A 26,970-nucleotide genomic window follows, 5' to 3' on the forward strand; every position below is an offset into this window, starting at 1 on the left:
CGTTCGGGCCGGCATTCTGCAGACCACGGATGAGTCTGGGCGAGCCCGGCCGGCTGATAAGCTCAACGACGGATATCCGGCCTCGGCCTGCGTACTCAATCCTGCCCGTCGGGGCGGGGAAGGACGGTCATGAGCGCGAACGACAACAGCGCGATCTTGGTTCTCGAGGACGGCAGGTCTTTCACCGGCCGCGCCTTCGGGGCCATTGGTGAGACTTTCGGCGAAGCGGTGTTCTCCACCGGCATGTCCGGTTACCAGGAGACCCTCACCGACCCCAGCTACTACCGACAGGTGGTCGTGGCGACGGCACCCCATATCGGCAACACCGGGTGGAACGACGAGGATGACGAATCCTCCCGCATCTGGGTTTCGGGCTATGTCGTGCGCGACCCCTCCCGGATGCCCAGCAACTGGCGTTCGGCCAGGCCGCTGGATGAGGAGCTGGAGGCCCAGGGGATCGTCGGCATCTGCGACATCGACACCCGCGCCCTGACCCGACACCTGCGCGAGCGGGGTGCCATGCGCGTCGGCATCAGTTCGGTGGACACCGACGTGGCGACGCTGCTCGCCCGCGTCCAGGGTTCCCCCCAGATGGCGGGAGCCGATCTGGTGGGCTATGTCACCACCGACAAGCCCTATGTGGTGCCCGCGGTGGGCGAGAAGAAGTTCACCGTGGCCGCGATCGACCTGGGGATCAAGCGCATGACCCCCCGTCGCATGACGCAGCGCGGCATGGAGGTGCACATGCTGCCCGCCACCGCGACCTGGGCCGATGTGGTCGCCACCGGGGCTGACGGATTGTTCTTCAGCAACGGGCCGGGTGACCCCTCGACGCTCACCTCCCCCGTGGAGCTGTGCCGCACGGCGCTGGCCGAGCAGATGCCACTGTTCGGCATCTGCCTGGGCAACCAGATCTTCGGACGCGCGCTGGGCTTCGGCACCTACAAGCTCAAGTACGGCCACCGCGGGATCAACCAGCCGGTCCTGGACCGGGCCACGAACCGCATCGACATCACCGCCCACAACCACGGCTTCGCGGTGGACGCGCCGCTCGGCGTGGACACGACCACGCCGTTCGGTGAGGTCGCCGTGTCCCACGTCTGCCTCAACGACGACGTGGTCGAGGGCCTCAGCCTGACGCGCGATGGGCGCACCCGGGCCTTCTCGGTGCAGTACCACCCCGAGGCGGCCGCCGGCCCGCACGATGCCAGCTATCTGTTCGACCGTTTCGCCGACATGATGGCCGCCCATCGTGGCGACGACCCGGCGATCAACACACATGTCAACCAGAGCAACGCGGGAGAGCAGAACTGATGCCCAAGCGCACCGACATTTCGTCCATCCTGGTCATTGGTTCCGGCCCGATCGTCATCGGCCAGGCCGCTGAATTCGACTATTCGGGCACGCAGGCCTGCCGGGTGCTGCGCGAAGAGGGCTATCGCGTCATCCTGGTCAATTCCAACCCGGCAACGATCATGACCGATCCGGAGTTCGCCGACGCCACCTATGTGGAGCCGATCACCCCCGAATTCGTCGAGAAGGTGATCGCTGCCGAGAAGCCCGATGCGCTCCTGGCCACCCTGGGCGGGCAGACGGCCCTCAACACCGCCATCTCCCTGCACGAGAACGGCGTTCTCGAAAAATATGGCGTTGAGCTCATCGGCGCCAATGTCGATGCGATCCAGCGCGGCGAGAATCGTGAGAAGTTCAAGGAGATCGTCGAGAACCTGGGCGAGTTCTCCGGTTCGCGTCCGGAGGTGGCCCGCTCCCACATCTGCCACAGCGTGGATGATGTGATGGCCGCCGCCAAGGACCTCGGTTTCCCGGTCGTCCTGCGTCCCAGCTACACGATGGGTGGGGTGGGGTCGGGCTTCGCCAACGACCCCGACGAGCTCCTGCAGATGGCCCAGATCGGGCTGGATGCCAGCCCCGTCACCGAGGTGCTCGTCGAGGAGTCCATCCTGGGCTGGAAGGAATTCGAACTCGAGCTCATGCGCGACAAGTCCGACAATGTCGTGATTGTCTGCTCGATCGAGAACTTCGACCCCATGGGCGTGCACACCGGCGACTCGATCACCGTGGCGCCGGCGATGACCCTGACCGACCGTGAATACCAGCGGATGCGTGATGTCGGCATTGCGATCATCCGCGCCGTGGGGGTCGATACCGGCGGTTGCAACATCCAATTCGCCATCAACCCCGCCGACGGTCGCATGATCGTCATTGAGATGAACCCCCGCGTGTCACGCTCCTCGGCGCTGGCGTCGAAGGCAACGGGCTTCCCGATCGCCAAGATCGCCGCCAAGGTAGCCGTGGGCTATACGCTCGACGAGATTCCCAACGACATCACCGAGCAGACCCCGGCCAGCTTCGAGCCGACGCTTGACTACGTGGTCGTGAAGGTTCCCCGCTTCGCGTTCGAGAAGTTCCCCTACGCCGACGCGACCCTGACCACCCACATGAAGTCGGTGGGCGAGGCCATGGCCATCGGCCGGGACTTCACCGAGGCACTCAACAAGGCCCTGCGCTCCACGGAGAAGAATGGTGGGTTCTGGACCATCGATGACCCCAGCGATGGTGATCTCGACCGGCTCCTGGCCGACGTCGGGCGCCCCCACGACGGACGCGTACTCGAACTCGAGATCGCCCTGCGCCGGGGAGTCAGCGTCGAGCGCCTGCACGAGCTCACCGGGATCGATCCCTGGTTCCTCGACCAGGTGTCGATGATCCACGAGATCGGTGAGCAGGTGCGCAATGCGCCGGAGCTCACCAACCAGCTGCTGCGCCACGCCAAGCGCCACGGCCTGTCGGACGCCCAGATCGCCATCCTGCGCAATGTGCCCGAGCAGGAGGTGCGCCAGACCCGCTGGGACGCCGGTATCCGCCCGGTCTACAAGACCGTGGACACCTGCGCCGCCGAGTTCGCGGCACGCACGCCCTATCACTACTCGAGCTACGACGAGGAGTCCGAGGTCCTGCCGCGCGAGAAGCCGGCAGTGCTCATCCTGGGCTCGGGTCCCAACCGCATCGGGCAGGGGATCGAATTCGACTACTCCTGTGTGCACGCCACCCAGGTGGTCTCCCAGCACGGCTATGAGTCGATCATGGTCAACTGCAACCCCGAGACGGTCTCGACCGACTACGACACCTCCGACCGGCTGTATTTCGAGCCGCTCACCATGGAGGACGTGCTGGAGATCTACCACGCCGAGAGCCAGGCCGGCCCGATCGCCGGTGTCATCGTGCAGCTCGGCGGCCAGACGCCCCTGCGCCTGTCCCAGCAGTTGGAGGACGCCGGGGTGAAGATCGTCGGCACCTCGCCGGAGGCGATCTTCCTGGCCGAGGACCGCGAGGCCTTCGAGAAGGTGCTCGACGACGCCGGACTGCCTGCCCCCAAGTACGGCATGGCCACCAGCTTCACCGAGGCGCATGCGGTCGCAGCCGAGATCGGCTATCCCGTGCTCGTGCGTCCCAGCTATGTGCTGGGTGGGCGCGGCATGGAGATCGTCTACGACGACGATGCCCTGCAGGACTACATTGAGCGCTCCACGCTGATCGGACCGGATTCCCCGGTACTGGTCGACCGCTTCCTCGATGACGCGATCGAGATCGACGTCGACGCGCTCTACGACGGCCACGAGCTGTACCTGGGCGGCATCATGGAGCACATCGAGGAGGCCGGCATCCATTCCGGTGATTCGGCGTGCTCGCTTCCGCCCGCCACCCTGGGCGATGAGGTCATCGACCGGATCCGCACCAGTACCGAGGCGATTGCCGCCGGCGTCGGCGTGCGGGGACTGATCAACATCCAGTACGCCCTGGCCTCCGACACGCTGTACGTGCTCGAGGCCAACCCGCGGGCCAGCCGCACGGTGCCCTTCGTCTCGAAGGCCACCAACACCCAGCTCGCCAAGGCCGCGGCCCTGATCATGCTGGGTTCCACGGTGGCGCAGCTGCGTGAATCCGGAATGCTCCGCGACGGTGTCGATGGGGCCGAGCGGTGGGGAGGGATGCCGATCGCGGTCAAGGAGGCCGTCATGCCGTTCAATCGCTTCCTCACCAAGTCGGGACGCTCCGTGGATACCTTGTTGGGCCCGGAGATGCGCTCCACCGGCGAGGTGATGGGCATTGACCACAGCTTCGGCGTGGCCTTCGCCAAGGCACAGGACGCCGTCTACGGGGCCCTGCCGACCTCGGGCACCGTCTTCGTGTCAGCCGCCAACCGTGACAAGCGCCACATCATCCTGCCGCTCAAGGAACTGTCCGACATGGGCTTCACCATCCTCGCGACGGCGGGCACGGCCAGCATGCTGCGGATGCACGACATGAACGTCACCACGGTGCGCAAGTACTCCGAGGGGCGCGGCCCCGAGGGCGAGCCGACGATCGTGGACCTCATCGACGACGAGAAGGTCGACCTGATCTTCAACACCCCGACCGGTGAGACCCGCGGTGGGCGGCCGCGCGGTGACGGCTATGAGATCCGCACTGCAGCCATCCTGCACGGCGTTCCCTCCATCACCACCGTCCAGGGCCTCGAGGCCGCTGTGCAGGGCATTCATGCCATCGAGCGTGGTGACATCGGGGTGCGTTCCCTGCAGAGCTGGGGCGCCGACATGGACCGGCACCTGCGCAACTCACAGCGCGAGGGCTGAGCCGGCGGCGCGGCACCACCGCGCCCGAGGCCGCACGACGCCCGGACACAACAGGACCCCGAGGGAACAGGAATGGTCACGATGACGATCGACGAGCTGTATGTGCGCGCGGTGCGTGCCGGCTATGAAGGCCTGGTGCGCCCCCTGCTGTTCACCATGCACGGCGGTGATCCCGAGAAGATCCATGGTCAGTTGATCTCGACCATGGGTCACCTGCCGGACTCGTTGGTGGGGCTCATCAAGCGATTCATCGGGCAGGGCCGCCAGCCCGTCGACGTGGCGGGTGTCCATTTCCCGGGGCGTATCGGCGTGGCGGCAGGACTGGACAAGGATGGGGTGGCGGCAGGCATCTGGTCGCCGCTGGGCTTCGGTTTCGCCGAGCTCGGAACGGTGACCGCCCACGCACAACCGGGCAACCCGCGGCCGCGCCTGTTCCGGCTGATCCGCTCTGGGGCGATCATCAACCGGATGGGCTTCAACAACAACGGCGCCGAGGCGATGGCGGCGCGCATGGCGAACCTGGGGGTTGCCCGCGGCAACAATGCACTGGGCTGCCCGATGGGCATTTCGATCGGGAAGACCAAGGCGACCCCGCTGGCCGACGCGGTTGACGACTATCTGTTCAGCCTGACCACCCTCGCGCCCTATGCGGACTACGTGGCACTGAACGTCTCCAGCCCCAATACGCCCGGCCTGCGCAGCCTGCAGGGACGCCACGAGTTGGAGGAGCTCACCGGGGCCCTGGTGGCCAGGGCCCGCGAGCTGGACGCTGACGATCCCGTACCGGTGTTCGTCAAGGTCGCACCCGACCTGACCACCGGTCAGCTCGATGGCATCCTGTCCAGCTGTGAGCAGGCCGGCATTGCCGGCATCATCGCCACCAATACGACCATCGAACGCGACGGCATCAAGGGATCCGATGCCCGGTATGCCTCCCAGGCCGGAGGCCTGTCCGGTTCGCCGTTGACCGCGATGGCGCTGGACCGGGTGCGGTGGATCACCGCCCACACCGACCTGCCCGTGATGGGCTGTGGCGGCATCATGACGCCCGCCGACGCCCAGGCGATGTTCGATGCCGGTGCCCGGCTGGTGCAGCTCTACACCGGATTCATCTTCGAGGGGCCCGCACTGGTGATGGGCATCAACCGACTCACCCGACCCGGCAAGGGGGCCCGCGCATGAGCGGCGGTTTCGGGGCGCGCCTCCAGGCCCTGGCTGACGAGCGGGGACGCCTGTGCGTCGGCCTGGATCCCCACGAGCCCCTGGTGCGGGCCTGGGGCCTGGACTACGACGCCGCGGGCATCGAACGCCTGGCGCGCGACACCGTCGCCGCGTTGGCCGACGAGGTGATGGTCTTCAAGCCGCAAAGTGCCTTCTTCGAGGTGTTCGGATCGCGCGGGGTGGCGGCACTGGGTCGGGTCCTGGACGACATCCGCGCCGCCGGGGCCCTGTCGATCCTCGACGTGAAGCGCGGTGACATCGGCTCGACGATGTCCGCCTACGCCCGCGCATACCTGTCCGATGACGCGGAGTTGCGCGCCGATGCGATCACCCTGAGTCCCTACCTGGGATTCGAGGCCCTGCGCCCCGCCATCGACCTGGCGCATGCCACCGGCCGGGGCCTGTTCGTGCTGTGCCACACCAGCAATCCGGAGGGTGAGGAAGTGCAGTTCGCCACCCATGGCGGACACACCATCGCCCAGGGCGTGGTCGACCACGCACAGGCTGAGAACACCGAGCACGGGCTGGATGACATGGGCCTGGTGATCGGGGCAACCCATGACAACGCGGGCGTTGACCTGTCGGGGTTCACCGGCTGGACGTTGGCTCCCGGCATCGGTGCCCAGGGGGGCACGGTGGAGGGATTGTCCGCCATTTTCGGTGCCAGTGCGCATCACGTCCTCCCGAGCTCCTCGCGGGGAGTACTGCGGGCCGGACCGGATCGTCAGGCGCTGCAGGAGGCCGCCCGGGCACTCATCCTGCACTGAGCGTTTCGGTAGATTTGTTATCTCTTATTCACATTGGCTAATTCGTAATCTTTTTCGTCACTTTGAGCCTGCGTCCCAATTGCAGTACATTCTCCGGTGTCCGCCCCCTGGACCGCAGGAACTGTTCGCGGTCAGGACCAACCAACAAGTGATGGAGAAGCCGTGGCTATCCCGACACTGTCACCCGAACAATTGCACTCAGCCCGTTGCGCAGCAACGCTCGCCCGTAGGGCCCGCGCCGATTTCAAGATGCGCGTACGCCAGGGCAACCTCACCCTCAGCGAGGCACTCGACCTGGCCAGCTGCGATGACGTGCTGGCCCACGTCCGTGTGATCGACCTACTGAAGGCGCTCCCCAGAGTTGGCGACAAGCGCGCCGCCGGTATCATGGAGCGCCTGGACATCGCGTCCAATCGGCGGGTGCGCGGCCTTGGTCGCCACCAGCTGGCAGGCCTCAAGACGGAGTTTCACTGATCGATGAATGACACCGCACCAAGCGCCCGGGAACATCAACCCGAGGCTGTCCCACGGGCGAATGGTGCGGAGCGGCTCAGCCCTCGCGTCTATGTGATCTCCGGCCCGACGGCCGTCGGTAAGGGGACCATCGTCGAGCGGCTGCGCCGAATTCATCCCGAGATCTTCGTTTCCTGTTCCGCCACCACGCGCAAACCGCGTCCGGGTGAAGTCGATGGGGTGTCGTACTACTTCCTTGACGACGCCCAGTTCGACGAGCTGGTCACCTCCGGCGGGCTCCTGGAGTGGGCCGGTGTGCATGGCGACCGCTACGGTACGCCGCGCGAGCCCGTTGAGCGCGCGCTGCGCGAAGGGCGTCCGGTGATCCTCGAGATCGACCTGCAGGGTGCCCGCCAGGTGCGGCACAGCTATCCCCAGGCCGTCGAGATCTTCCTGGCCCCTCCCAGCTGGGAGGAGCTGGTGCACCGGCTCCGTGGACGAGGCACCGAGAACCAGGACCAGCAGAGCCGTCGGCTCAGGACCGCCCGCCACGAACTCGACGCCGAGGATGAGTTCGACCATGTCGTGGTCAATAGGGAGATCGGAACGACGGTGCGCGAGATGGTAGACTTAATGAGGTTGTGAGCCCAGCGGCTCGACCATTCCATTCTGCCCAGTGATTCCCATCGCCCTGTGGCGACAAGATGAGGTTCAACTTGACCAGCACTGCTTCCATCCGCCCCAGCTCCGAAGGCATCATCAACCCGCCCGTTGATGAGCTGCTCGAGCACGTCGATTCGAAGTACCGCCTGGTGCTGTTCGCTGCCAAGCGCGCGCGCCAGATCAACGCCTATTACTCGCAGCTGGGCGAGGGCCTGTTGGAGAATGTGGGCCCGCTGGTCGAGACCAGCGTCCAGGAGAAGCCGCTGTCCATCGCGCTGCGTGAGATCCAGTCCGGCGTGCTCGAGTACAAGAAGATCGATCCGGTCGCCGAGGCCAATGCACGCGCCGAGGCCGCCAAGGACCCCGACTTCAAGTTCGACGATCCCTTCAGCGGAATCGACCCCGCCTGATCTGCGGCGCTGCGCTGCACTGACCCGCGTAATGCCCGGGCTGTCCTCGGGCGGAAGGACCCAGCATGCCCAGGTTGTTCACCTCGGAGTCCGTCACCGAAGGCCACCCCGACAAGGTTGCCGACGCGATCAGTGACGCGGTGCTCGACGAGATGCTCAGTAAGGACCCCTCGTCGCATACCGCCGTCGAGGTGCTCATCAGCAATGGTGTGGCCGTCGTGGCCGGGGAAGCGACCACCGAGTCATATGTCGATATCGCCGACGTGGCCCGGGCACGGATGCTCGAGATCGGCTACGACTCGTTCGACAAGGGCCTCGATGGCGCGACCTGTGGCGTCATGGTCGCCCTGAACAACCAGTCGCCGGACATCGCCCACAGCGTGGAGCACTCCTGGGAAGAACGCAACAACAAGGCCACCGACGACGCCGATCGGCAGGGCGCCGGTGATCAGGGCCTCATGTTCGGCTATGCGTGCAGGGAAACCCCTGAACTGATGCCGCTGCCCATCCACATGGCCCACCGGCTCGCCCAGCGGCTGGCCGAGGTGCGCCGCACCGGCGTGCTCGGTGACCTCGGTCCCGACGGCAAGACACAGGTGACCATCGAATATGACGGCCTCAAGCCGGTGCGCGTGGTCAATGTGGTGATCTCCACCCAGCACCTCGAGGGCGTCGACCTGCAGGAACGTCTCACCCCGGAGATCCGCCAGGAGGTGATTGCCCCGGTGATGGAGGGCTACGACATCGATTCCCGTGAGATGACGACCCTGATCAATCCCTCGGGCACCTTCGTCATCGGCGGCCCGATGGGCGATGCCGGACTCACCGGTCGGAAGATCATCGTCGACACCTATGGCGGCATGGCCCGCCATGGCGGGGGAGCGTTCAGCGGCAAGGATCCCTCAAAGGTCGACCGCTCGGGCGCCTATGCCTCCCGCTGGGTGGCCAAGAACATCGTTGCTGCCGGCCTTGCCCAGCGTTGCGAGGTCCAGGTCAGCTATGCCATCGGGCGGGCCAACCCCACGAGCTTCTATGTCAACACCTTCGGAACCGGCGCGGCACCCGACGATCGCATCTGTGATGCCGCGAAGCAGGTCTTCGACCTGCGCCCGCGCACCATCATCGATCAACTCGACCTGAAGCGGCCGATCTTCAGCCAGTTCACCAACTACGGCCACTTCGGCCGCGAGGTTGCCGATGCGCGATGGGAACTCACCGATCGGGCAGATGCCCTGCTCGCCGCGATGAAGGGCTGACCGTTTCCCGCCGTTCCCTCCACGTGGTCGCGGCCGATGCGCCGCACCGGCGTGCCCGGCTCGGAATCGCCCGGTGCGGAAATGTCAGTGGCGCCTCCTAGGATCGGGCCATGATGACTATCCAGCAGCCGGACGGCGGGGCCGGGACGCATCCCGGGATCGCCCGCCTGGCGCTGGACGTCTACCTGCCCCACCTCGACCGCTTCTTCGATTACTCGATACCGGACCGACTGGCCCAACAGGTCCAGCTCGGCTGCCGCGTGCGGGCCAGGTTCGCGGGGCGCATGGCCAATGGCTTCGTGGTGGGGTTGCCGGCCCGGGCAGAGGTGGACAAGCTGTCCCCACTGGACCGCGTCATCTCCCCGGAGCCCGTCCTCCTGGCCCAGCAGGTGCCACTGCTGCGCGCAGTGGCAGATCACTATGCAGGCACGTTCGCCGATGTCATGCGCCTTGCCGTGCCCCCGCGTCACGCGGCCACGGAGGCCGCCGAGCAGAACCCATGGCCCGCGCCCGACGCCCGCGACGTCCCCGGTGGGGGACTCACCGAAGTGGATGACGGCCGCCGGTTCCTTGACGCGGTCGGCCAATCACGTCCGGTGAGGGCCCATTGGTGCGCCCTGCCCAGGTGGCGAAGCGATGAATCCGGACTCGACGACTGGACACGCGGATTCGTCCAGGCCGTTGGCGCCGCCGTGGGGGCCGGCCATGGCGCGCTGGTGATCGTTCCCGACGTTGACCGGGTGCGTCGGATGCGTGACGTGCTGCGGGCGGTGCTCGGCCCCGGTTGCGTCGCCGAGCTGCACTCCGAGCTGGGGCCGGCCGCCCGTTACCGGAACTACCTGGCCGTGTCGCGCGGCCAGGCCCGCGTCCTGGTGGGCACCCGGGGGGCCAGCTATGCGCCGGTTCACGACCTGGGAGTGATCTGCTTGTGGGATGACGGCGACGACCTGCTGTCCGAGCCACGAGCGCCCTATCCGCATGCCCGCGATGTCGCGGCACTGCGGGCAACCCAGGAGTCCTGCGCGCTGTTGTTCGGTTCCTATGCCCGCACCGCCGAGATGCAGGCGTGGGTGTCGACCGGTTGGCTTGTCCCCCTGGGCCTGGCCCCGGCCCGGACCCGACGCCTTGCCCCACCGGTGCGCGCCGCCGTCGACTCCGACATCGACCTGCAACGTGACCCGATGGCTGCGGCCGCACGCGTCCCGAAGGAGGCATTCGAGACCATCCGTACCGGTCTGCTCTCCGGGCCGGTCCTGGTGCAGGTTCCGCGCGCCGGCTATCTGGTGGCGCTGAGCTGTCAGCGGTGCCGCACGCCGGTGCGGTGCCCCACCTGCGGGGGGCCGGTTGGGGCCGACCGGCTGGGTGCGGGCCAACGGCGACTGACCTGTCGATGGTGCGGACGCAGCCTCAACAACTGGTCGTGTCCCGTGTGTGGCAGTCGGGAACTGCGGGCCCCGGTGGTGGGGTCCCAGCGCACTGCGGAGGAGCTCGGCCGGGCGTTCCCGAGCTTTCGGCTGGTCAGCAGCTCCGCGCAGAAGGTCGTCGACCAGGTGGGTACCACACCGGCCCTGGTGGTGGCCACCCCGGGTGCCGAGCCGCGGCCCGAGGCCGGCTATTCCGCCGCCGTCCTGCTCGATGCCGGCCTCATGCTGACCCGCGCTGACCTGAGGGCGGCCGAGGAGTCCTATCGCCGCTGGCTCACGGTGGTCTCCCTGGTGCGTTCCGGCGACCATGGTGGCACCGTCAGCGTGGTGGGGCCCGCCGAGGAGCGCACCGTGCAGGCCCTAGTGCGCCTCGACCCGGCCGGCTTCGCCGAGCGGGAACTGTCTGATCGGCAGGCAGCGGGATTTCCGCCGGCGGTCAGGATGGTGGCCGTGGAGGCCGATGAGAAGACCTTGGCCGACTTCCGCTCCGTGGTCGAATGGCCCTCCGACGCCCAGGAACTTGGTCCTGTGCCAATCGCCGATTCCACCCCGGGATCCACCGAACAACTGTGGCGACTCATGGTGCGCATCGACCGGACCATGGGCGGTGAACTGATCGTTGCGGCCCGACGGGCGCTGTCGATCCGCAGCGCCAGGAAGCGACCGGGCGCAGTGCGGGTGCGTGTCGATCCGATCGAGTTGTTCTGAGCCACCCGACGGCCACCAGAGTGCTTCCACCCGGCTCGGTAGTCTTGACCCTTGCCAACAACGAAAGGCTTCAACGGATGCGGATTGTCTTCGCCGGAACACCGGACCTGGCGGTACCGAGCCTGCGTGCCCTGTCCCGCGCCGGTCACGAGATCGCGGCGGTGGTGACGCGTCCCGATGCACGCTCCGGACGGGGTAAGCAGCTGGTCTCCTCGCCCGTCGCCCGGGCCGCCGAGGAGATGGGCATCGCGGTGCTGAAACCGGAGCATCCCCGCGACCCCGGGTTCGCCGACCAACTCGCCCGGCTTTCCCCCCGGGCCTGCGCCGTCGTCGCGTACGGGGGACTGCTGCCGCAGTCGTTGCTCGATCTGGTTCCCGACGGATGGATCAACCTGCACTTCTCCCTGTTGCCGGCATGGCGTGGCGCCGCACCGGTACAGCGGGCATTGATGGCCGGTGACACGCAGACCGGCGTCACCACCTTCCGCATCGTGAAGAAACTCGATGCCGGACCCCTCTATCGTTCCGTGCGGGTTCCGATCGGCCCCGATGAGACGGCAGGCGAGCTCCTCGACCGACTGTCGGTGATCGGCGCGGACGTGCTCGTGGAGACCTTTGCCGACATCACCGCAGGCCTCGAACCGGTTGAACAGGACGACGACGGGGTGAGCATCGCCGCCAAGGTCAGCGTGGATGATGCCCGGATCGACTGGCGCCAGCCCGCGACGCGCATCGTCAACCTGGTTCGCGGGACCAACCCGGCCCCCGGGGCATGGTCGGTCCTGTCGGGCCGCCACTTCAAGGTATTGCGCGTGGCGCCGGCCGGCGACACGGGTGCCGGCACGGCGCTGCTGCCCGGGGAGCTGCGCGCCACGAACAAGCACCTGTGGGTGGGCTGCGGTGACGGTGCAGTGGAACTGATCCAAGTGCGTGACTTCGGCAAGAAGTCGATGTCGGGCGCCGATTGGGCGCGCGGGGCACGACCAACTCCCGGTATCCGATTCGAGGCGGCAGACCATGAGTGAGCAACGACACAGCGACCACAGGGCGGCGGGCCGGGATTCTGGTCGCGCCCGCGACAGGTCCGCGGGGGACCGGCGCAGGCCCTCGACGGACCGCCCCGGAGCCCGACGCGAATTCAATCGCGATGGAACTCCGCGCCGCCCGATGGACCGGCCCCGGCGCACGGCGTTCGAGATCCTGCGTGAGGTTGATCGGCGGGGCGCCTATGCGAACCTTGCCACCCGTCAGGCCATCAACGACCAGGAACTCACCGGGCGCGACGCGGCCTTCGTCACCGAACTGGCCTACGGCACCTGTCGGATGCTGGGCACCTATGACGCGATCCTGGCGCAGGCCTCCGGCCGGGATCTCAACGACCTGCAGCCCGACATCGTGGATGCCCTGCGGCTGGGCGCCCACCAGCTGCTGGGCATGCGCATCCCCGACCGGGCCGCAGTGGACACCACCGTCGACCTGGCCGCCATCGTGGTGGGGGAGCGCGTGGCCGGCCTGGCGAACGCCATCATGCGCAAGGTCGCCGCGCATGACCTGGAGGCCTGGTGCCGCCAACTCGCCTACGACGAGCAGGACTTCCGCTGCCTGGTGAGCGGGCACCCGGACTGGATCGTGGACGCCTACCAGGACCTGCTCCCCACCGAGGAAGTGGACGCCGCCCTGGCCGCCGACAATATTGCCCCCGTTCCAACGCTGGTCGTGCGGCCGGGCCTGTACAAGCGCAAGGACCTCCTACGTGACGGCGGTGACCCGACGCGGTGGTCGCCGTGGGGAGTCATCCGACCGGGCAACCCCGGCGACCTGGGCGCCGTCCGCGACGGTCGCGCCGGTGTGCAGGACGAGGGCAGCCAACTCATCTGCCTGGCCGCCACCAGGGCCGACATCCCCCGCGACCTGCCCTGGCTGGACATGTGCGCGGGCCCGGGAGGCAAGTCCGCCCTGTTGCGGGGGATGGCACCTGAGCACGGTGCCTTCCTCACCGCCAGTGAGGTTCAGCCGCACCGCGCCCACCTCGTCGCCCAGTCCCTGCGGCGCTATCCCGCCGAGGGGCATGAGACCATCTGCGCCGATGGCACCGCACCCGCCTGGCAGCGCGATTCCTTCGGCCTGGTGATGGCCGATGTGCCCTGTTCGGGACTCGGTGCCCTGCGTCGGCGTCCCGACGCGCGCTGGCGCAAGGACGTTGACGACCTGGTCGAGCTCGGCGACCTGCAGCGCTCCCTGCTGTCCAGCGCCCTGGATGCCTGCCGGCCCGGGGGCGTGGTGGCCTATGTCACCTGCTCGCCGCACCGCATGGAGTCCGCCGATATCGTCCTGGCCGACACCTCCCGCTTCGAGATCCTCGACGCGCCCGCGCTCATCCCCGAGGTGCCGGGGGCCGCCGCGTCCACCGATGCACGGTTCATCCAGCTGTGGCCACATCGCCACGGCACGGATGCCATGTTCATGGCCCTGCTGCGCAAGCGCTGAGACCCCCGCCAATCCCTAGACTGAAAGCGTGTCCATGCGTATTACCCCCAGTGTCCTCAATGCCGATCTGGCCGACCTCGCCGGCGAGGTCGCCCGCATCCCCAGCGCCGATGCGGTGCACATCGACGTGATGGACAACCATTTCGTGCCGAACCTGACGCTGGGCCTGCCGGTGGTGTCCTCGCTGCAGCGCCACACCAAGCTGCCCTTCGACATCCACCTGATGATCGAGGATGCCGACAGCTGGGCCCCGCAGTACGCCGAGGCCGGGTGTGAGTCGGTGACCTTCCACGCCGAGGCGACCTCGGCGCCGGTGCGCCTGGCGCGTGAGATTCGTCGCCTGGGATCGGCGGCATCGCTGGCCCTGCGCCCTGCCACGCCCATCGAGCCCTTCGCCGATCTCATCGCCGAATTCGACCAGGTGCTCATCATGACCGTCGAGCCGGGCTTCGGTGGCCAGAAGTTCCTCGACATCATGCTGCCCAAGATCCGCCGCACCCGCGCCATTGCCGCGGCCAGCGGTGTGGAACTCGCCATCCAGGTCGATGGGGGCGTCAGCGTCGACACGATCGGTCGATGCGCCGAGGCGGGTGCGGATGTCTTCGTGGCCGGGACCGCCGTCTTCCGGGCAACCGATCCCGACGAGATGGTCACCACGCTGCGGCAGACCGCGATGCAGGCCGCCCACAGCCACTGAGTGGCGTCCCGGCTGCCGGTGGGCTGGCCTTTTCCGCGGTCTCGGATAGCCTGAAGTTCGTGACATCACCGAACTCTGAATTCAGTCTTGACCGCTACGCAGACCTCACGGCACGGTTCACCGCCGATCCCACCGCACGGGTGGCGCAGAACGCGGTTTCGACCACCAACGCCGACAAGCTGAGCCTTGACCGCCAAGTGCTCACCTCGATCGACACCTCGGTGTCGGACAAGGTGGACACCTGGAAGGTCTCCAATCAGAAGCAGAGCGGGCGCTGCTGGCTGTTCAGCGGGTTGAACCTGCTGCGCAGCCACCTGATCAACGACCTGAAGCTGACCCCCGACTTCGAACTCAGCCAGAACTACCTGCACTTCTTTGACAAGCTCGAGAAGGCCAACTGGTTCCTGGCGTCGATGGCCGAGATGTCCGATCGCGACATCGACGATCGCACCGTGCACCAGATGCTCTCCGACCCGATCAGCGATGGCGGCCAGTGGGACATGTTCGTGTCGCTGGTCAACAAATATGGCGTCGTACCGAAGTACGCAATGCCCGAGACGGACTCCAGCTCGAGCACGCGGGTGATGAACCGACGCCTTGAGGAAATCCTGCGGCGCGGGGCGCTCATCGTGCGTGGGGCAGCGGACCGCGGCCAGGCTGATGCGGCGCGCGAATCGATTCTCACGCAGGTCCACCGCGTGCTGTCAATCCACCTGGGCACGCCCCCGGCGAGCTTCCTGTGGCAGTACCGCGACAAGGACAATGCCTTCACCCGCGTGGGCCAGCTCACCCCGCGTGAGTTCGCCGACACGGTCGTCCCCATCAACCTGGACGACTTCGTCTGCCTGGTCAACGATCCCCGCACGAGCTCCGGATTCAACACCATGCTCACGGTTGACCACCTGGGAAATGTCGTCGGTGGACGCCCGATCCGCTATCTCAATGTGGAGATCGACGCCATCAAGAAGATCACGATTGATCAGATCCGCGCCGGCCACCCGGTGTGGTTCGGCTGCGATGTGCTGCCCCAGTTCGATCGCGATATCGGCTACTGGGACCTCCATCTCCACGATTATGAGGGTCTGTACGGCATCGATATGGACACCACCAAGGCCGATCGGATGGTCAGTGGGGCATCGGCCATGACCCACGCCATGATGTTCACCGGGGTTGACCTGCTGGACGACGCGCCCCGTCGCTGGCGCGTGGAGAACTCGTGGGGCGATGACCACGCCGACAAGGGCTTCTTCACCATGAACGATTCCTGGTTCGACCAGTACGTGTTCGAGGTGGCCGTGCCGAAGGCCTCACTGGACCAGTCATTGCGCGACACACTGGCCACCGAGCCGAAGGTGCTGCCGTTGTGGGACCCCATGGGTGCCCTGGCCTGAGCACCGCCCGGAGCCACATGTGAAGGAGGGCCTCCCCTTGTGGGGAGGCCCTCCTTCACATGTTCACGCTCGCCCGCATCCCGGCAGTGCCGGGCCGGCGTCAGCGGGTGCGCCGGTGCCTCAGATACCGCTGGAAGTCGGCGGCCAACGCGTCACCCGTGCTGCCGGGTAGCTGCTCGGCGTCCTGCTGCTCCTCCAGGCCCTGGATGTATTCGGCCACGTCGGGATCCTCATCGGCCAGCTCGTCGACGCCACGCTGCCACGCCCTGGTGAGTTCGGGCAGGTCGCCCAGGTCAATGGCCTCGTCGAGGAGGTCCTCGACCCGGCCCAGCAACGCCAACGTCGCCTTCGGGTTGGGTGAACCCGAGACATAGTGCGGAACCGACGCCCACAGGCTCACGCACTCCAGACGCTGCTTGCGGCATTCGTCGGCCAGCGCGCTGACAATGCCCGTCGGCCCCTCATACTGGCTCGGCTCGATGCCCAGGCCGGCAATGATCCGATTGTCCGACGATGAGGCATTCACCGGCAGGGGACGCGAATGCGGACTGTCGGTGAGCATCGCGCCGAGGATGATGACCATCGTCGGGTTGCAGGCCCGGAACGTCGACACCAGGATGCGGCAGAAGCTGCGCCACCGAAGGTTCGGCTCGGGTCCGGAGATCGCCACCAGATCACGATGGGGCATGTGGACCACGGACATGCGGATCGTCGGCCAGCGCAACGTCGACCGGCCATTGACCATCTCGACCTTCGGTCGGGTGGTCTGGAAATCGTAGTAGTCCTCGCTGTCGAGCTCCCAGATGAGATCGGTCGGATAGGTGTCGGTCAGGTGATTGACCACCTCTGAGGCAGCGTCGGCGGCGTCATTCCAACCCTCGAAGGCGGCGATCACCACCGGATCGCGCAAGGTGCTCCACGTGTCTGCCATGCGCCAAGACTAGTTCGACACGACACAGGGTCGCACCGCCCGCCAACCGGCGGCGTTTCGCCACCAGCGCCACGTCCACGGCCGGGACCGGACCGGGCACCACGCGCCACCGTCTAGGCTGGGCGCCGTGCAAAACAGGGATCTACGCGAAGTGCTCGGCCACGAGGTGATTCTCGGTGACGGGGCCATGGGAACCATGCTCCAGGCCGCCGTTCTCGGGCCGGACGATTTCGAGGGACACGATGGCTGTAACGAGATCCTCAATGTCACGCGCCCCGATGTGATCCTCGATATCCATCGCGCCTATCTGGCCGCCGGTTCAGACGTCATCGAAACCAATACCTTCGGGGCGAATGCCGCCGCCCTGGGGGAATACGGAATCACCGATCGCCTGGCCGAGCTGGCCGGTGCCGGCGCACGCCTTGCCCGTCAGGCCGCCGACGAGGCCGGCCCCGGCCACTGGGTGTTCGGTTCCATCGGGCCGGGCACCAAGCTGCCGACCCTGGGCCACATCGACTTCGTCACCCTGCGTGACGCCTACTACACCCAGGTCTCGGCCATGATCGACGGCGGTGTGGACGCGGTCCAGATCGAAACCTGCCAGGACCTGCTGCAGGCCAAGGCGGCCGTGATCGGCGCCAGGCGCGCCGCACGCGACGCCCACGTCGACCTCCCGATCATCGTGGACATCACGGTGGAGACGACCGGCACCATGCTGCTGGGCAGCGAGACCGGGGCTGCCCTGACGAGCCTGGCACCACTGGGCGTGGACGTCATCGGGCTCAATTGCGCCACCGGCCCCACCGAGATGAGCGAGCACCTGCGCTATCTGTCGGCCCACGCCGACTGCGCCGTGATGGCCATGCCGAATGCCGGGCTGCCCGAACTGACCGCCGACGGGGCGGTCTACCCGCTGGGACCCGATGAGTTCGCCCGGGCACAACTCGACTACGTCGAACGCTACGGGCTGGCGATCGTCGCCGGATGCTGCGGCACCACCCCCGAGCACATCGCGCGGCTGCGTGCCGCGCTCGGCGCCCACCGACCCGTGGAGCACCGCGACCCGGAACTGGTCAACACTGTGTCCAGCCTCTACTCCGAGGTGGAGCTGCGCCAGGAGACCAGCTACCTGGCCGTGGGGGAGCGGACCAATGCGAACGGGTCCAAGGCCTTCCGCGAGGCCATGCTCGCCGGAGACCTGGAGACCTGCATCGACCTGGCCAAGGCACAGAGTCGGGAAGGCGCCCACTGCCTCGACCTGTGCGTCGACTACGTGGGACGCGACGGCGTCGACGACATGGCCGAGCTGTCACAACGGTTCTCCACAGCAGTGACGCTGCCGGTGATGCTGGATTCCACCGAGCCCGAGGTCATCCGCTCGGGCCTCGAGCACCTGGCCGGACGGTGCATCATCAACTCAGTCAACTTCGAGGACGGGGACCAGCCCGGATCCCGGTTTGCCCGCCTGATGCCGATCATCGCCGAGCACGGCGCCGCCGTGGTCGCCCTGACGATCGACGAGGAGGGCCAGGCCCGCACCGCCGAACGCAAGGTCGCCATCGCCGAGCGACTGGTCGATCAACTCGTGGGCACCTGGGGCATGGACGAGGGAGACATCCTCGTCGACTGCCTCACCTTCCCGATCGCCACCGGCCAGGAGGAGACCCGCCGCGACGGACTGGAGACGCTCAACGCCATCTCCGAGTTCAAGCGCCGCCATCCACGGGCCGGCACCACCCTGGGCGTGTCCAATATCTCCTTCGGGCTGAACGCGGCCGCCCGCGTCGTACTCAACTCGGTGTTCCTGCACGAGGCGGTCGAGGCAGGACTGGACTCGGCGATCGTGCGGGCCGCCAAGATCATGCCGATGGAACGCATCGATCCCGAACAGCGACAGGTCGCCCTGGACCTGATCTACGATCGCCGCACCCCCGACTACGACCCGTTGACCAGGATGCTCGACATGTTCGCCGGCGTCTCGTCGGCCGATGTGCGCGCCGAGCACGCCGCCGAACTCGCCGCGCTGCCACTGAACGAACGGTTGCGCCAGCGCATCATCGACGGCGACACCAACGGACTCACCGACGACCTCGACGAGGCCCTGCGCACCCGCGGGGCACTCGACATCCTCAATTCCGACCTGCTCGAGGGCATGAAGACCGTCGGGGAGCTCTTCGGGTCGGGCCAGATGCAGCTCCCGTTCGTCCTGCAGTCCGCCGAGACGATGAAGCGGGCCGTCGCGCACCTGGAACCCCACATGGATTCCACTGACGAGGCGGGGAAGGGCACCCTGGTGCTCGCCACCGTCAAGGGCGATGTCCACGACATCGGCAAGAACCTGGTCGACATCATCGTGTCCAACAACGGCTACACCGTGGTGAACCTGGGCATCAAGCAGCCGATCAGCGCCATCGTCGAGGCGGCGAAGCAGAACCACGCCGACGCCATCGGGATGAGTGGCCTGTTGGTGAAGTCGACGATGGTGATGAAGGACAACCTCGCCGAGCTCGACCGACTCGGGGTGGGCAAGGACTTCCCCGTGATGCTCGGCGGTGCCGCCCTGACCCGCACCTTCGTCGAGGACGACCTGCAGCGCGACTTCTCCGGGCAGGTGCGCTATGCGAAGGATGCCTTCGAGGGGCTCAGCCTGATGGATTCCGTGATGGCGATCAAGCACGGCGATCCGGACGCGGCCCTGCCCGAGCCGCGCAAGCACCGCGTGGTCGCCAGGCCGCGCGCCACGGTCGAACCGGCCGACGGTGGGCCGGTGCGCTCCGACGTCGCACGCCCCGTGCCCGGATCTCTGGACGTGCCCCGCGCGCCGTGGTTCGGCAATCGGATGGCCAAGGGCATCGGACTGGCCGAGATCACCGAATGGCTCGACGAGCGTGCCTTGTTCACCGGACGATGGGGATTGCGCGGACCCAGGAAGACCGACGGCACGCGCGACCTGATCGAACAGGAGGGACGTCCCCGCCTGCGGGGCTGGCTCGACCGGATCGCCGCCGAGGGCCTGGCGGTTCCCGGCGTGGTCTATGGCTATTTCCCCTGCTACTCGCAGGGGAACACCCTGATCCTGCTGGACCCCACCACCCCCGAAGCCCTCGACTCCGAGGCCAGTCGCTTCGACTTCCCCCGGCAGGCGGCAGGCCGCCGCCTGTGCATCGCCGACTTCTTCCGCGATCGCCGCGAGGCCGAGGAATTCGGTCCCGACACCGTGGCCCTGCAGTTGGTGACCATGGGGGAGCGGTTCTCGCAGGTCACCGCCGAGCTGTTCGCTGCGAATGCCTACCGCGACTACCTCGAACTCCACGGGCTGTCGGTGCAACTGGCCGAGGCATTGGCCGAGCTGTGGCACCACCGCATCCGCACCGAACTGGGCATCGCCGGCGAGGACGGCGAGATGACCGCCATGTTGCAGAAGCAGGCCTATCGCGGGGGACGCTACAGCTTCGGCTATGGCGCCTGCCCCGACCTGGACCAACGCTCCCTGATCGAGGACCTGCTGCAGCCCGACCGCATCGGCGTGCACCTGAGCGAGGAGTTCCAGCTGCATCCCGAACAGTCCACCGACGCCATCGTCGTCACTCATCCCGAGGCCAAGTACTTCAACACCTGAGTGGGGCGGCCGGGTCAATGACCTGACCGGGATGGACGCAGCAAGTTGGGGGGTGGGTCCACGGACCCACCCCCCAACTGCGTCCTATCGGTCGCACGGGTTTCCGCGTGTGTGCGTCCTATCGGTCGCACGGGTTTCCGCGGGTGTGCGTCCTATCGGCCGCACTGGGTTCCCGCGGGTGTGCGTCCTATCGGCCGCACTGGGTTCCCGCGCGTGTGCGTCCTATCGGCCGCACCGGTTTCCCGCGTGTGTGCGTCCTATCGGCCGCACCGGTTTCCCGCGTGTGTGCGTCCTATCGGCCGCACCGGTTTCCCGCGTGTGTGCGTCCTATCGGCCGCACCGGTTTCCCGCGTGTGTGCGTCCTATCGGCCGCACATGGCATTCATGTCGCCCGTCCATGCGAGCACCGCCGGTGCCCCGGTGCACAGCGACGAGCTGGCCTTCACGCCCTCACCGGCCTGCAGGGCCTCACCGTGCCCGAACGCCTGCTTGCGCGAGCCCATGAGGCTCGAGAGGAACCCGGGCTCCGCATCGGTCACCAGCTTGGTCTGGTCGGGATCAACGCCGGCATCCCGGGCAATCTGGCGGAATGCCTCTTCGCGCCCCAGCACGTCGTCCACCAGATGCTTGTCCTTGGCGGTTTGGGCATCGAACATATAGGCGCCCAGGTCGTTGCGGATCGTCTCGGGGGCGATGCCCCGCGACGTCGACACCCAGTTCACGAAGGCGTCATATTCCCGGGAAAGGCCTGCGGTGTACACGTCACGTTCCTTCTGGGTCATGTCGCGGAAGGCATTGCCGAAGTCCTTGGCCTCTCCCTGGGTCAGGTAGAACTGGTCAATGCCGCCACTGGCGGTGACACCGTTGCCCAACAGGCCGCCATCCACCGCAGTGACATCGCGATAGCGGGCGAAGGGCCCCATGATCACGCCGATACTGCCGACCATCGTCCCCTGGTCGGCATAGATCCGGTTCACCCCGGCCATCGCATACATGCCCCCGGATGCGGACATCCCCTCGACGAAGGCGAAGCTCTTCTTCCCGGTGCGCTGCTCGTATCGGTCGACCGCGTCGGCGATCGCCCGGGAACCGTTGATCGACCCACCGGGGGTGTCCATGAGCAGCACGAGGCCGGCGGCACTGTCAGCGGTGAGCGAGTCGATCAGCTTGGCGACGTCATAGCCATAGGTGGCCGAGCTGAACATGCCCGACGACGATCCACCCGATGCCTGGATGGTCCCCGACACCGAGATCGCACGCAGTGTGTTCTTGGCGCTGCTGGAACCCCACAGGGTCTTGGTGACGCTGGTCTCGGCAGAGGTGTTGGCCCGTCCGATACGCGCGACGCCCACCAGGGCGACCATGGCGATGGCACTGATCAGGCTGAGCGCACACAACACCGCGCCGATGCCCAGCGCCACGCCCATTCCCTGGCCGAACCCGCGCTTCAGCCCGGCGGGGGGAGCGGCCGGCGGATAGCCGCCGACCACGTGTGGGAAGAAGGGCGGGGCCGGCTGGAAGGGTGGCGGCGGTTGTTCGGCCGCCCCCTCGGGCGGACGGTCGGGCGGGGGCTGGGCACCCCGGGTTGCGGCGTCGTCGGGCGGTTGGGGGATGCTCATGGGCGTTCCTTCGCGACTGGGCGGCATGTGCAATTGCGATCATCCTAGAGACCCCATCAGCCGCCCGTGCCGGCTGTGGAAAGCCGTCGGAACCACCCCACGGGACACGACCGGCCGTCCGGAGCGGGCCCCGCGCGGCCACAATTGGGCATTGCCGCCGTCCAACTGGGACAATGGCTCCTCGTGACTTCCGTATCGCCGCGACTGCCCGCCGCCGTGCTGTGGGACTTCGACGGCACGATCCTGGACACCGAGCCGGCCTGGATGGCCAGCGAGATCGCCTATGTGGCATCGCACTCGGCCGTGTGGACCCTCGACGACGCCCGGGGGTACATCGGCGCCTCGTGGCGCACCCTCGGCAACGCCCTGGGCCAACGCATCGCGGAGGAAACCGGAACCACCGGACTGGATCCCTGGGACATCTACCAGTCGGTCAGCGCCGGTGTCGTCGACCAGGTGCGTGCCGGTCAGGCCCCGCTGCGTCCCGGGGCCCTCGAACTACTGGACGCGCTCGGTGCCGCCGCCGTGCCCTGCGCACTGGTCTCATCAAGCCCCGAATCGCTGTTGCGGGCCGGCGTCGCGGCACTGGGCATCCCCGACCCGTTCGAGGCGCTCATCGCCGGTCCCATGGTCGAGCACGGAAAGCCCGCGCCGGACTGCTATCTACTGGCCGCCGCAACGCTGCAGGTGCCCATCGGGCAGTGCGTCGTGCTGGAGGACTCTCCCACCGGATGCGAAGCGGGGCAGCGCTCCGGCGCCCTGGTGATCGGCATCCCCTCGGTGGCGCCCCTGCCCTCGGTGGCGGGTCAATTGCGGCGCGACAGCCTCGTCGGCCTCACCGTGGCCGACCTGGCAGCCATGGTCCGCGCCCACGGTGCCCACAGTGCCCACAAGGAGGACAGCCAATGAGCCAGCTCGATCCAGCCGCCCTGTCCGGCGTGCACACCGGACCGTTGAGAGCCGGCGAACGGGTGACCCTGACCGACATCAAGGGCCGACGCCACACCCTCGTCCTGGAGGTCGGCAAGGACTTCCACACCACCAAGGGTGCGGTGAACCATGACGAGATGATCGGGCGACCCGAGGGCGGCGTGGTCACCACCGCCGGTGGCGCCCAGTTCACCGTCTTCCGGCCCCTGCTCTACGAGTACACCGTCGGCATGCCCCGCGAGGCAGCGGTGATCTACCCCAAGGATGCCGCCCAGATCCTGATGTGGACCGACATCTTTCCGGGTGCCCGTGTGCTCGAGGCAGGCGTGGGATCGGGGGCGCTCAGCCTGTCTCTCCTGCGTGCCATCGGACCGACGGGCACCCTGCACAGCTACGAGCGACGCCAGGAATTCGCCGACGTCGCCGAGCTCAATGTCACCTCCTTCCTCGGGGGGACCCACCCGGGCTGGACGATCACGGTGGGCGACCTGGTCGACGAGATCGCCGATGAACCGATCGATCGTGCCGTGCTCGACATGCTGAGCCCCTGGGACTGCATCGACGCAGTAGCCGAGCGCCTGGTGCCCGGCGGGCTGCTGTGCTGCTACGTCGCCACCACCACGCAGCTGGGAAGGGTGGCTGACCAGCTGCGCTACCACGGTGGCTTCACCGAACCGTCGCTGACCGAAACCGACGTCCGCGAATGGCACGCGGAGGGCTTGGCGATCAGGCCCGGCCATGGCGGACACGGCCACACGGGATTCCTGGTGATCTCCCGGCGGATGGCCCCCGGCGTCGATGCGCCCATGAAGAAGCGCCGTCCCGCACCCGCCGCCTACGGCGCCGACTATGCCGGACCGGTGCCGCGCAATGTCCTGCCCGAGCAATTGGCCGCAAACCGGCAGCGATCCCTCGACGACTCCGACCAGATCGCCCCGGCCGTCAAGCGCGCCCTGAGACGCCATGTCGATGCCCAACGCAGCATTCACCCCGCCGATGGTGCGCAGCGGGCCCAGCCCGCGCCCGGAGACGGCCACGATGAGTAGTCTGGATCGGATGAACGAGACCCAATGGTCGCGCCCCCACGCTCGTCCCGGTCTGGATGACGCCCTGATGAGCGCCTCGACGAGCTCCTTCGTCGACCTCCTGCACGCCGTGCACCCCGAATTGCTGGCCACCGCCGGCGTCGGCACCGACGGCGTGCAGCCCACCCGGGCGACCACCATCGTGGCCGTCAAGTACCGCGACGGCGTGGTGATGGCCGGCGACCGGCGGGCCACCCGGGGACACGAGATCGCTCAGCGCGATATCGAGAAGGTCTTCGCCGCGGACGAGGCGACACTGATCGGCGTGGCGGGTGCCGCCGGAATGGCCATCGACCTGGCCCGGCTCTATCGCCTGGAGCTGTCCCACTACGAGAAGCTGGAAGGCGCCTCACTCAGTTTCGAGGGCAAGGCGAACCGGTTGGCCACCATGATCCGCGAGCAGCTCACGATGGCCCTGCAGGGCTTCGTCGTCGTGCCCCTGCTTGCGGGCTGGGACCCACATCGCCGCGAGGGACGTGTGGTCAGCTATGACGCCACCGGCGGACATTACGAGGAGTCAGAATTCGCCTCCATCGGTTCGGGATCAGCCTTCGCGCGGGGATCCCTCAAGAAGCTGCACCACCCCGACCTCGAGCGCGATGAGGCTGCCCTGGTGTGTATCCAGGCACTGTTCGACGCAGCCGATGACGACTCGGCCACCGGCGGACCAGACCTGATCCGGGCGATCTACCCGGTAGTCATGTCAGCGTCCGAGCAGGGGGTCCACGGGTTCTCCGACGACGCGGTGGCCGGGCTCACCAACACGATGATGTCGGGACGCCATGGCCGCCCCAACGGACCGGGGGCAGCCAGCTCATGAGCATGCCGTTCTACATCTCGCCCGATCAGATGATGAAGGACCGGGCCGAATTCGCCCGCAAGGGAATCGCGCGGGGACGCTCGGCGATCACCGCGCGCTACCACGATGGGATCGTCTTCCTGGCCGGGAACCCTTCGCACACGTTGCACAAGGTGTCGGAGATCCACGACCGGATCGGCTTCGCGGCCGTTGGCCGCTATCACGAGTTCGAGAACCTCCGGGTGGCAGGAATCCGCTATGCGGACCTGCGCGGCTACGCCTACGACCGTGCCGACGTGAGCGCCCGGGCGCTGGCCAATTCCTATGCCCAGCTGCTGGGGACCGCCTTCAGCGCCGGTGCGGAGAAGCCCTATGAGGTCGAACTTGTCGTGGCCGAGGTGGGCGATGCCGATCCCGACACCGCCGTGGCACAGGGCGGCGACCACGCCGACCGGCTGTATCGCATCAACTTCGACGGCTCGGTCTCCGACGAGGGCCCCTTCGCCGTGATCGGCGGCCACCCGGGTGCCGTGCAGGATGTCCTGCGCACCCGGCTGGATCCCACCGCGCCGCTCGCGATGGTGGTCAGCACCGCCATGGATGCCCTGCGTCGGGGTGGGTCACCTGAACTCGGTCCCGCCGATGTCGAAGTCGCAGTGCTCGACCGCACGCGCATCCCCTCACGCAAGTTTGTCCGCCTTGATGTTGCCCAGGTTGCCGGGCTGCTCGGAAAGGAATCCTGACGTGGCCCGCTCCACCTCCACGGCCGACGACGAAGAATCGCAACCCCTCAGCCCGGTGGTCATCATGGGCACCGGGCTGGTCGGCGCATCGATCGGATGTGCCCTCACCGCAGTCGGCGAGGACGTCCGGCTGCGTGACCGCTATCGCTCACATGCCGTCGTGGCCGCAGGCCTGGGCGCCGGCTCGGTCGAACATCCCATCCCCACCTCCGTGCACCTGGTGGTCGTCGCCGTGCCCCCGCAGGCCGTGCCCGAGGTCGTGGACTGGGCCCTGTCGCACTACCGCAATGCGGTGGTCACCGACGTCGCCAGCGTCAAGGCGCCCGTCCTGGCGGACCTGAGGGCCCGGGGACGCGATCTGTCGCGCTATGTCGGCTCGCACCCGATGGCCGGCTCGCAGTACAGCGGGCCCCTGACCGCCACCGCCACCTTGTTCGTGGATCGCACCTGGGTGGTGGCGCGAGGCACCGGGAACGAGGCTTCCCAACGCATGGTCGAACGGCTCGCGGTGATGTGCGGTGCCCATGTGGTGCACCTGGATGCCGACGAGCACGACCGCGCCGTGGCCGAGATCAGCCACATGCCACAACTGATGAGCAGCCTGACCGCCGCACGACTGCGTGACGTCCCCGCCTCCGACCTGCTGTTGGCCGGGCAGGGCGTGCGCGATGTCACGCGCATCGCCGGGTCCGATCCGGCCCTGTGGCGCCAGATCATCACCGCCAACAGCACCGAGATCGGCACCCAGCTGAGGGCGATCCGCGGCGACCTCGACAGGCTCATTGACCAGCTCGACGACCCCGACGCGATTGCCGACCTCGTCGAGCGCGGTCGCGAGGGCGTCGCGGCGCTACCCGGAAAGCACGGCCGCAAGATCGGGGACATGTCCGCGGTGGTCGTGGAGATCCCGGATACACCCGGTGCGCTGGCACGGCTGTTCACCGACATCCAGGCGCAGGGAATCAACATTGAGGATCTGTCCATCGAGCACGGATTGTCCCGGGAAGTCGGCTACCTGTCGGTGGCCGTCGACGCCGAGCGGGCTCCCGACCTGAGGGCCGCCATGGTGCGGGCCGGATGGGACCTGCGCTCGTGAGTGCAATGAGCAACGT

At 67.5% G+C, this 26,970-nt stretch carries 19 protein-coding genes and 1 pseudogene; 18 read left to right on the forward strand and 2 right to left on the reverse strand.

Going from position 1 to position 26,970, the window contains the following annotated elements:
* Positions 1–129 precede the first annotated feature (129 nt).
* The 13 genes from carA (at position 130) to RM25_RS05195 (ending at position 16,132) form a co-directional block, all read left to right on the forward strand.
* Entirely contained in the window at positions 130–1,314 is a 1,185-nt protein-coding gene (gene carA / locus RM25_RS05135; protein ID WP_044636140.1) for a glutamine-hydrolyzing carbamoyl-phosphate synthase small subunit, read from the forward strand.
* Positions 1,314–4,655, forward strand: a complete 3,342-nt coding sequence (carB, locus tag RM25_RS05140; RefSeq protein ID WP_044636141.1) for a carbamoyl-phosphate synthase large subunit — start codon at positions 1,314–1,316, stop codon at positions 4,653–4,655. Before carA ends, carB begins: the two co-directional genes overlap by 1 nt.
* An 81-nt stretch (positions 4,656–4,736) precedes the next feature.
* Positions 4,737–5,837 (forward strand): quinone-dependent dihydroorotate dehydrogenase, encoded by a 1,101-nt coding sequence (locus tag RM25_RS05145; protein ID WP_044636711.1) that lies wholly within the window; start codon positions 4,737–4,739, stop codon positions 5,835–5,837.
* Positions 5,834–6,643 (forward strand): orotidine-5'-phosphate decarboxylase, encoded by an 810-nt coding sequence (gene pyrF, locus RM25_RS05150; RefSeq protein WP_013161041.1) that lies wholly within the window; start codon positions 5,834–5,836, stop codon positions 6,641–6,643. Before RM25_RS05145 ends, pyrF begins: the two co-directional genes overlap by 4 nt.
* A 162-nt stretch (positions 6,644–6,805) precedes the next feature.
* Complete coding sequence (mihF, locus tag RM25_RS05155) at positions 6,806–7,117, forward strand: integration host factor, actinobacterial type (RefSeq protein ID WP_013161040.1); 312 nt, start codon at positions 6,806–6,808, stop codon at positions 7,115–7,117.
* Positions 7,118–7,120: 3 nt separating this feature from the next.
* Positions 7,121–7,741, forward strand: a complete 621-nt coding sequence (gene gmk / locus RM25_RS05160; protein WP_044636142.1) for a guanylate kinase — start codon at positions 7,121–7,123, stop codon at positions 7,739–7,741.
* Between the two features lie 59 nt (positions 7,742–7,800).
* Positions 7,801–8,169 carry a DNA-directed RNA polymerase subunit omega gene (gene rpoZ, locus RM25_RS05165; protein WP_044636143.1) on the forward strand — a complete coding sequence of 123 codons (369 nt, stop codon included), beginning with the start codon at positions 7,801–7,803 and terminating at the stop codon, positions 8,167–8,169.
* Between the two features lie 65 nt (positions 8,170–8,234).
* Complete coding sequence (metK, locus tag RM25_RS05170) at positions 8,235–9,425, forward strand: methionine adenosyltransferase (protein ID WP_013161037.1); 1,191 nt, start codon at positions 8,235–8,237, stop codon at positions 9,423–9,425.
* Positions 9,426–9,535: 110 nt separating this feature from the next.
* The gene (locus tag RM25_RS05175; protein ID WP_044636144.1) at positions 9,536–11,557 is read left to right on the forward strand and encodes a primosomal protein N'; all 2,022 of its coding nucleotides are present in this window, start codon (positions 9,536–9,538) and stop codon (positions 11,555–11,557) included.
* A 77-nt stretch (positions 11,558–11,634) separates the two neighbouring features.
* Positions 11,635–12,582, forward strand: coding sequence for a methionyl-tRNA formyltransferase (gene fmt / locus RM25_RS05180; protein ID WP_044636145.1), 948 nt, complete (start codon positions 11,635–11,637; stop codon positions 12,580–12,582).
* A gap of 142 nt (positions 12,583–12,724) precedes the next feature.
* The gene (locus tag RM25_RS05185; protein WP_013161034.1) at positions 12,725–14,044 is read left to right on the forward strand and encodes an RsmB/NOP family class I SAM-dependent RNA methyltransferase; all 1,320 of its coding nucleotides are present in this window, start codon (positions 12,725–12,727) and stop codon (positions 14,042–14,044) included.
* Positions 14,045–14,072: 28 nt separating this feature from the next.
* Positions 14,073–14,741: a ribulose-phosphate 3-epimerase gene (gene rpe, locus RM25_RS05190; protein ID WP_013161033.1), complete on the forward strand. Its 669-nt coding sequence runs from the start codon at positions 14,073–14,075 to the stop codon at positions 14,739–14,741.
* Between the two features lie 59 nt (positions 14,742–14,800).
* A complete protein-coding gene (locus tag RM25_RS05195) occupies positions 14,801–16,132 on the forward strand; it encodes a C1 family peptidase (protein ID WP_044636146.1) in 1,332 nt (443 codons plus the stop codon).
* Between the two features lie 100 nt (positions 16,133–16,232).
* Here the strand turns inward: RM25_RS05195 and RM25_RS05200 are convergent, their stop codons facing one another.
* Positions 16,233–17,063, reverse strand: coding sequence for a PAC2 family protein (locus tag RM25_RS05200; protein ID WP_013161031.1), 831 nt, complete (start codon positions 17,061–17,063; stop codon positions 16,233–16,235).
* A gap of 127 nt (positions 17,064–17,190) precedes the next feature.
* On the opposite strand from RM25_RS05200, the gene metH reads away from it, so the two are divergent.
* Entirely contained in the window at positions 17,191–20,682 is a 3,492-nt protein-coding gene (metH, locus tag RM25_RS05205; RefSeq protein ID WP_080774489.1) for a methionine synthase, read from the forward strand.
* Positions 20,683–21,044: 362 nt separating this feature from the next.
* Here the strand turns inward: metH and RM25_RS05210 are convergent, their stop codons facing one another.
* Positions 21,045–22,301 carry a S49 family peptidase gene (locus tag RM25_RS05210; protein ID WP_013161029.1) on the reverse strand — a complete coding sequence of 419 codons (1,257 nt, stop codon included), beginning with the start codon at positions 22,299–22,301 and terminating at the stop codon, positions 21,045–21,047.
* Between the two features lie 183 nt (positions 22,302–22,484).
* Here RM25_RS05210 and RM25_RS13500 point away from each other — a divergent pair.
* The 4 genes and pseudogenes from RM25_RS13500 to RM25_RS05235 all read left to right on the forward strand — a co-directional run.
* Positions 22,485–24,106 (forward strand): annotated as a pseudogene (locus RM25_RS13500) (HAD-IA family hydrolase); the annotation flags it as partial.
* Between the two features lie 181 nt (positions 24,107–24,287).
* Complete coding sequence (gene prcB / locus RM25_RS05225) at positions 24,288–25,136, forward strand: proteasome subunit beta (RefSeq protein ID WP_044636147.1); 849 nt, start codon at positions 24,288–24,290, stop codon at positions 25,134–25,136.
* Positions 25,133–25,858 carry a proteasome subunit alpha gene (gene prcA / locus RM25_RS05230; protein WP_013161025.1) on the forward strand — a complete coding sequence of 242 codons (726 nt, stop codon included), beginning with the start codon at positions 25,133–25,135 and terminating at the stop codon, positions 25,856–25,858. Before prcB ends, prcA begins: the two co-directional genes overlap by 4 nt.
* A complete protein-coding gene (locus tag RM25_RS05235; RefSeq protein WP_373561321.1) occupies positions 25,818–26,954 on the forward strand; it encodes a prephenate dehydrogenase in 1,137 nt (378 codons plus the stop codon). Before prcA ends, RM25_RS05235 begins: the two co-directional genes overlap by 41 nt.
* The last annotated feature ends 16 nt before the right edge of the window (positions 26,955–26,970 follow it).

It is taken from the genome of Propionibacterium freudenreichii subsp. freudenreichii (assembly GCF_000940845.1).
GTDB lineage: Bacteria > Actinomycetota > Actinomycetes > Propionibacteriales > Propionibacteriaceae > Propionibacterium > Propionibacterium freudenreichii.

Bases quoted from the DNA above. Each gene is read 5' to 3' on its own strand.
- carA (WP_044636140.1), top strand. From the start codon at position 130: ATGAGCGCGAACGACAACAGCGCGATCTTGGTTCTCGAGGACGGCAGG.
- carB (WP_044636141.1), top strand. From the start codon at position 1,314: ATGCCCAAGCGCACCGACATTTCGTCCATCCTGGTCATTGGTTCCGGC.
- RM25_RS05145 (WP_044636711.1), top strand. From the start codon at position 4,737: ATGACGATCGACGAGCTGTATGTGCGCGCGGTGCGTGCCGGCTATGAA.
- pyrF (WP_013161041.1), top strand. From the start codon at position 5,834: ATGAGCGGCGGTTTCGGGGCGCGCCTCCAGGCCCTGGCTGACGAGCGG.
- gmk (WP_044636142.1), top strand. From the start codon at position 7,121: ATGAATGACACCGCACCAAGCGCCCGGGAACATCAACCCGAGGCTGTC.
- rpoZ (WP_044636143.1), top strand. From the start codon at position 7,801: ATGAGGTTCAACTTGACCAGCACTGCTTCCATCCGCCCCAGCTCCGAA.
- metK (WP_013161037.1), top strand. From the start codon at position 8,235: ATGCCCAGGTTGTTCACCTCGGAGTCCGTCACCGAAGGCCACCCCGAC.
- RM25_RS05175 (WP_044636144.1), top strand. From the start codon at position 9,536: ATGATGACTATCCAGCAGCCGGACGGCGGGGCCGGGACGCATCCCGGG.
- fmt (WP_044636145.1), top strand. From the start codon at position 11,635: ATGCGGATTGTCTTCGCCGGAACACCGGACCTGGCGGTACCGAGCCTG.
- RM25_RS05185 (WP_013161034.1), top strand. From the start codon at position 12,725: ATGGACCGGCCCCGGCGCACGGCGTTCGAGATCCTGCGTGAGGTTGAT.
- RM25_RS05200 (WP_013161031.1), bottom strand. From the start codon at position 17,063: ATGGCAGACACGTGGAGCACCTTGCGCGATCCGGTGGTGATCGCCGCC.
- RM25_RS05210 (WP_013161029.1), bottom strand. From the start codon at position 22,301: ATGAGCATCCCCCAACCGCCCGACGACGCCGCAACCCGGGGTGCCCAG.
- prcB (WP_044636147.1), top strand. From the start codon at position 24,288: ATGAACGAGACCCAATGGTCGCGCCCCCACGCTCGTCCCGGTCTGGAT.
- prcA (WP_013161025.1), top strand. From the start codon at position 25,133: ATGAGCATGCCGTTCTACATCTCGCCCGATCAGATGATGAAGGACCGG.
- RM25_RS05235 (WP_373561321.1), top strand. From the start codon at position 25,818: ATGTTGCCCAGGTTGCCGGGCTGCTCGGAAAGGAATCCTGACGTGGCC.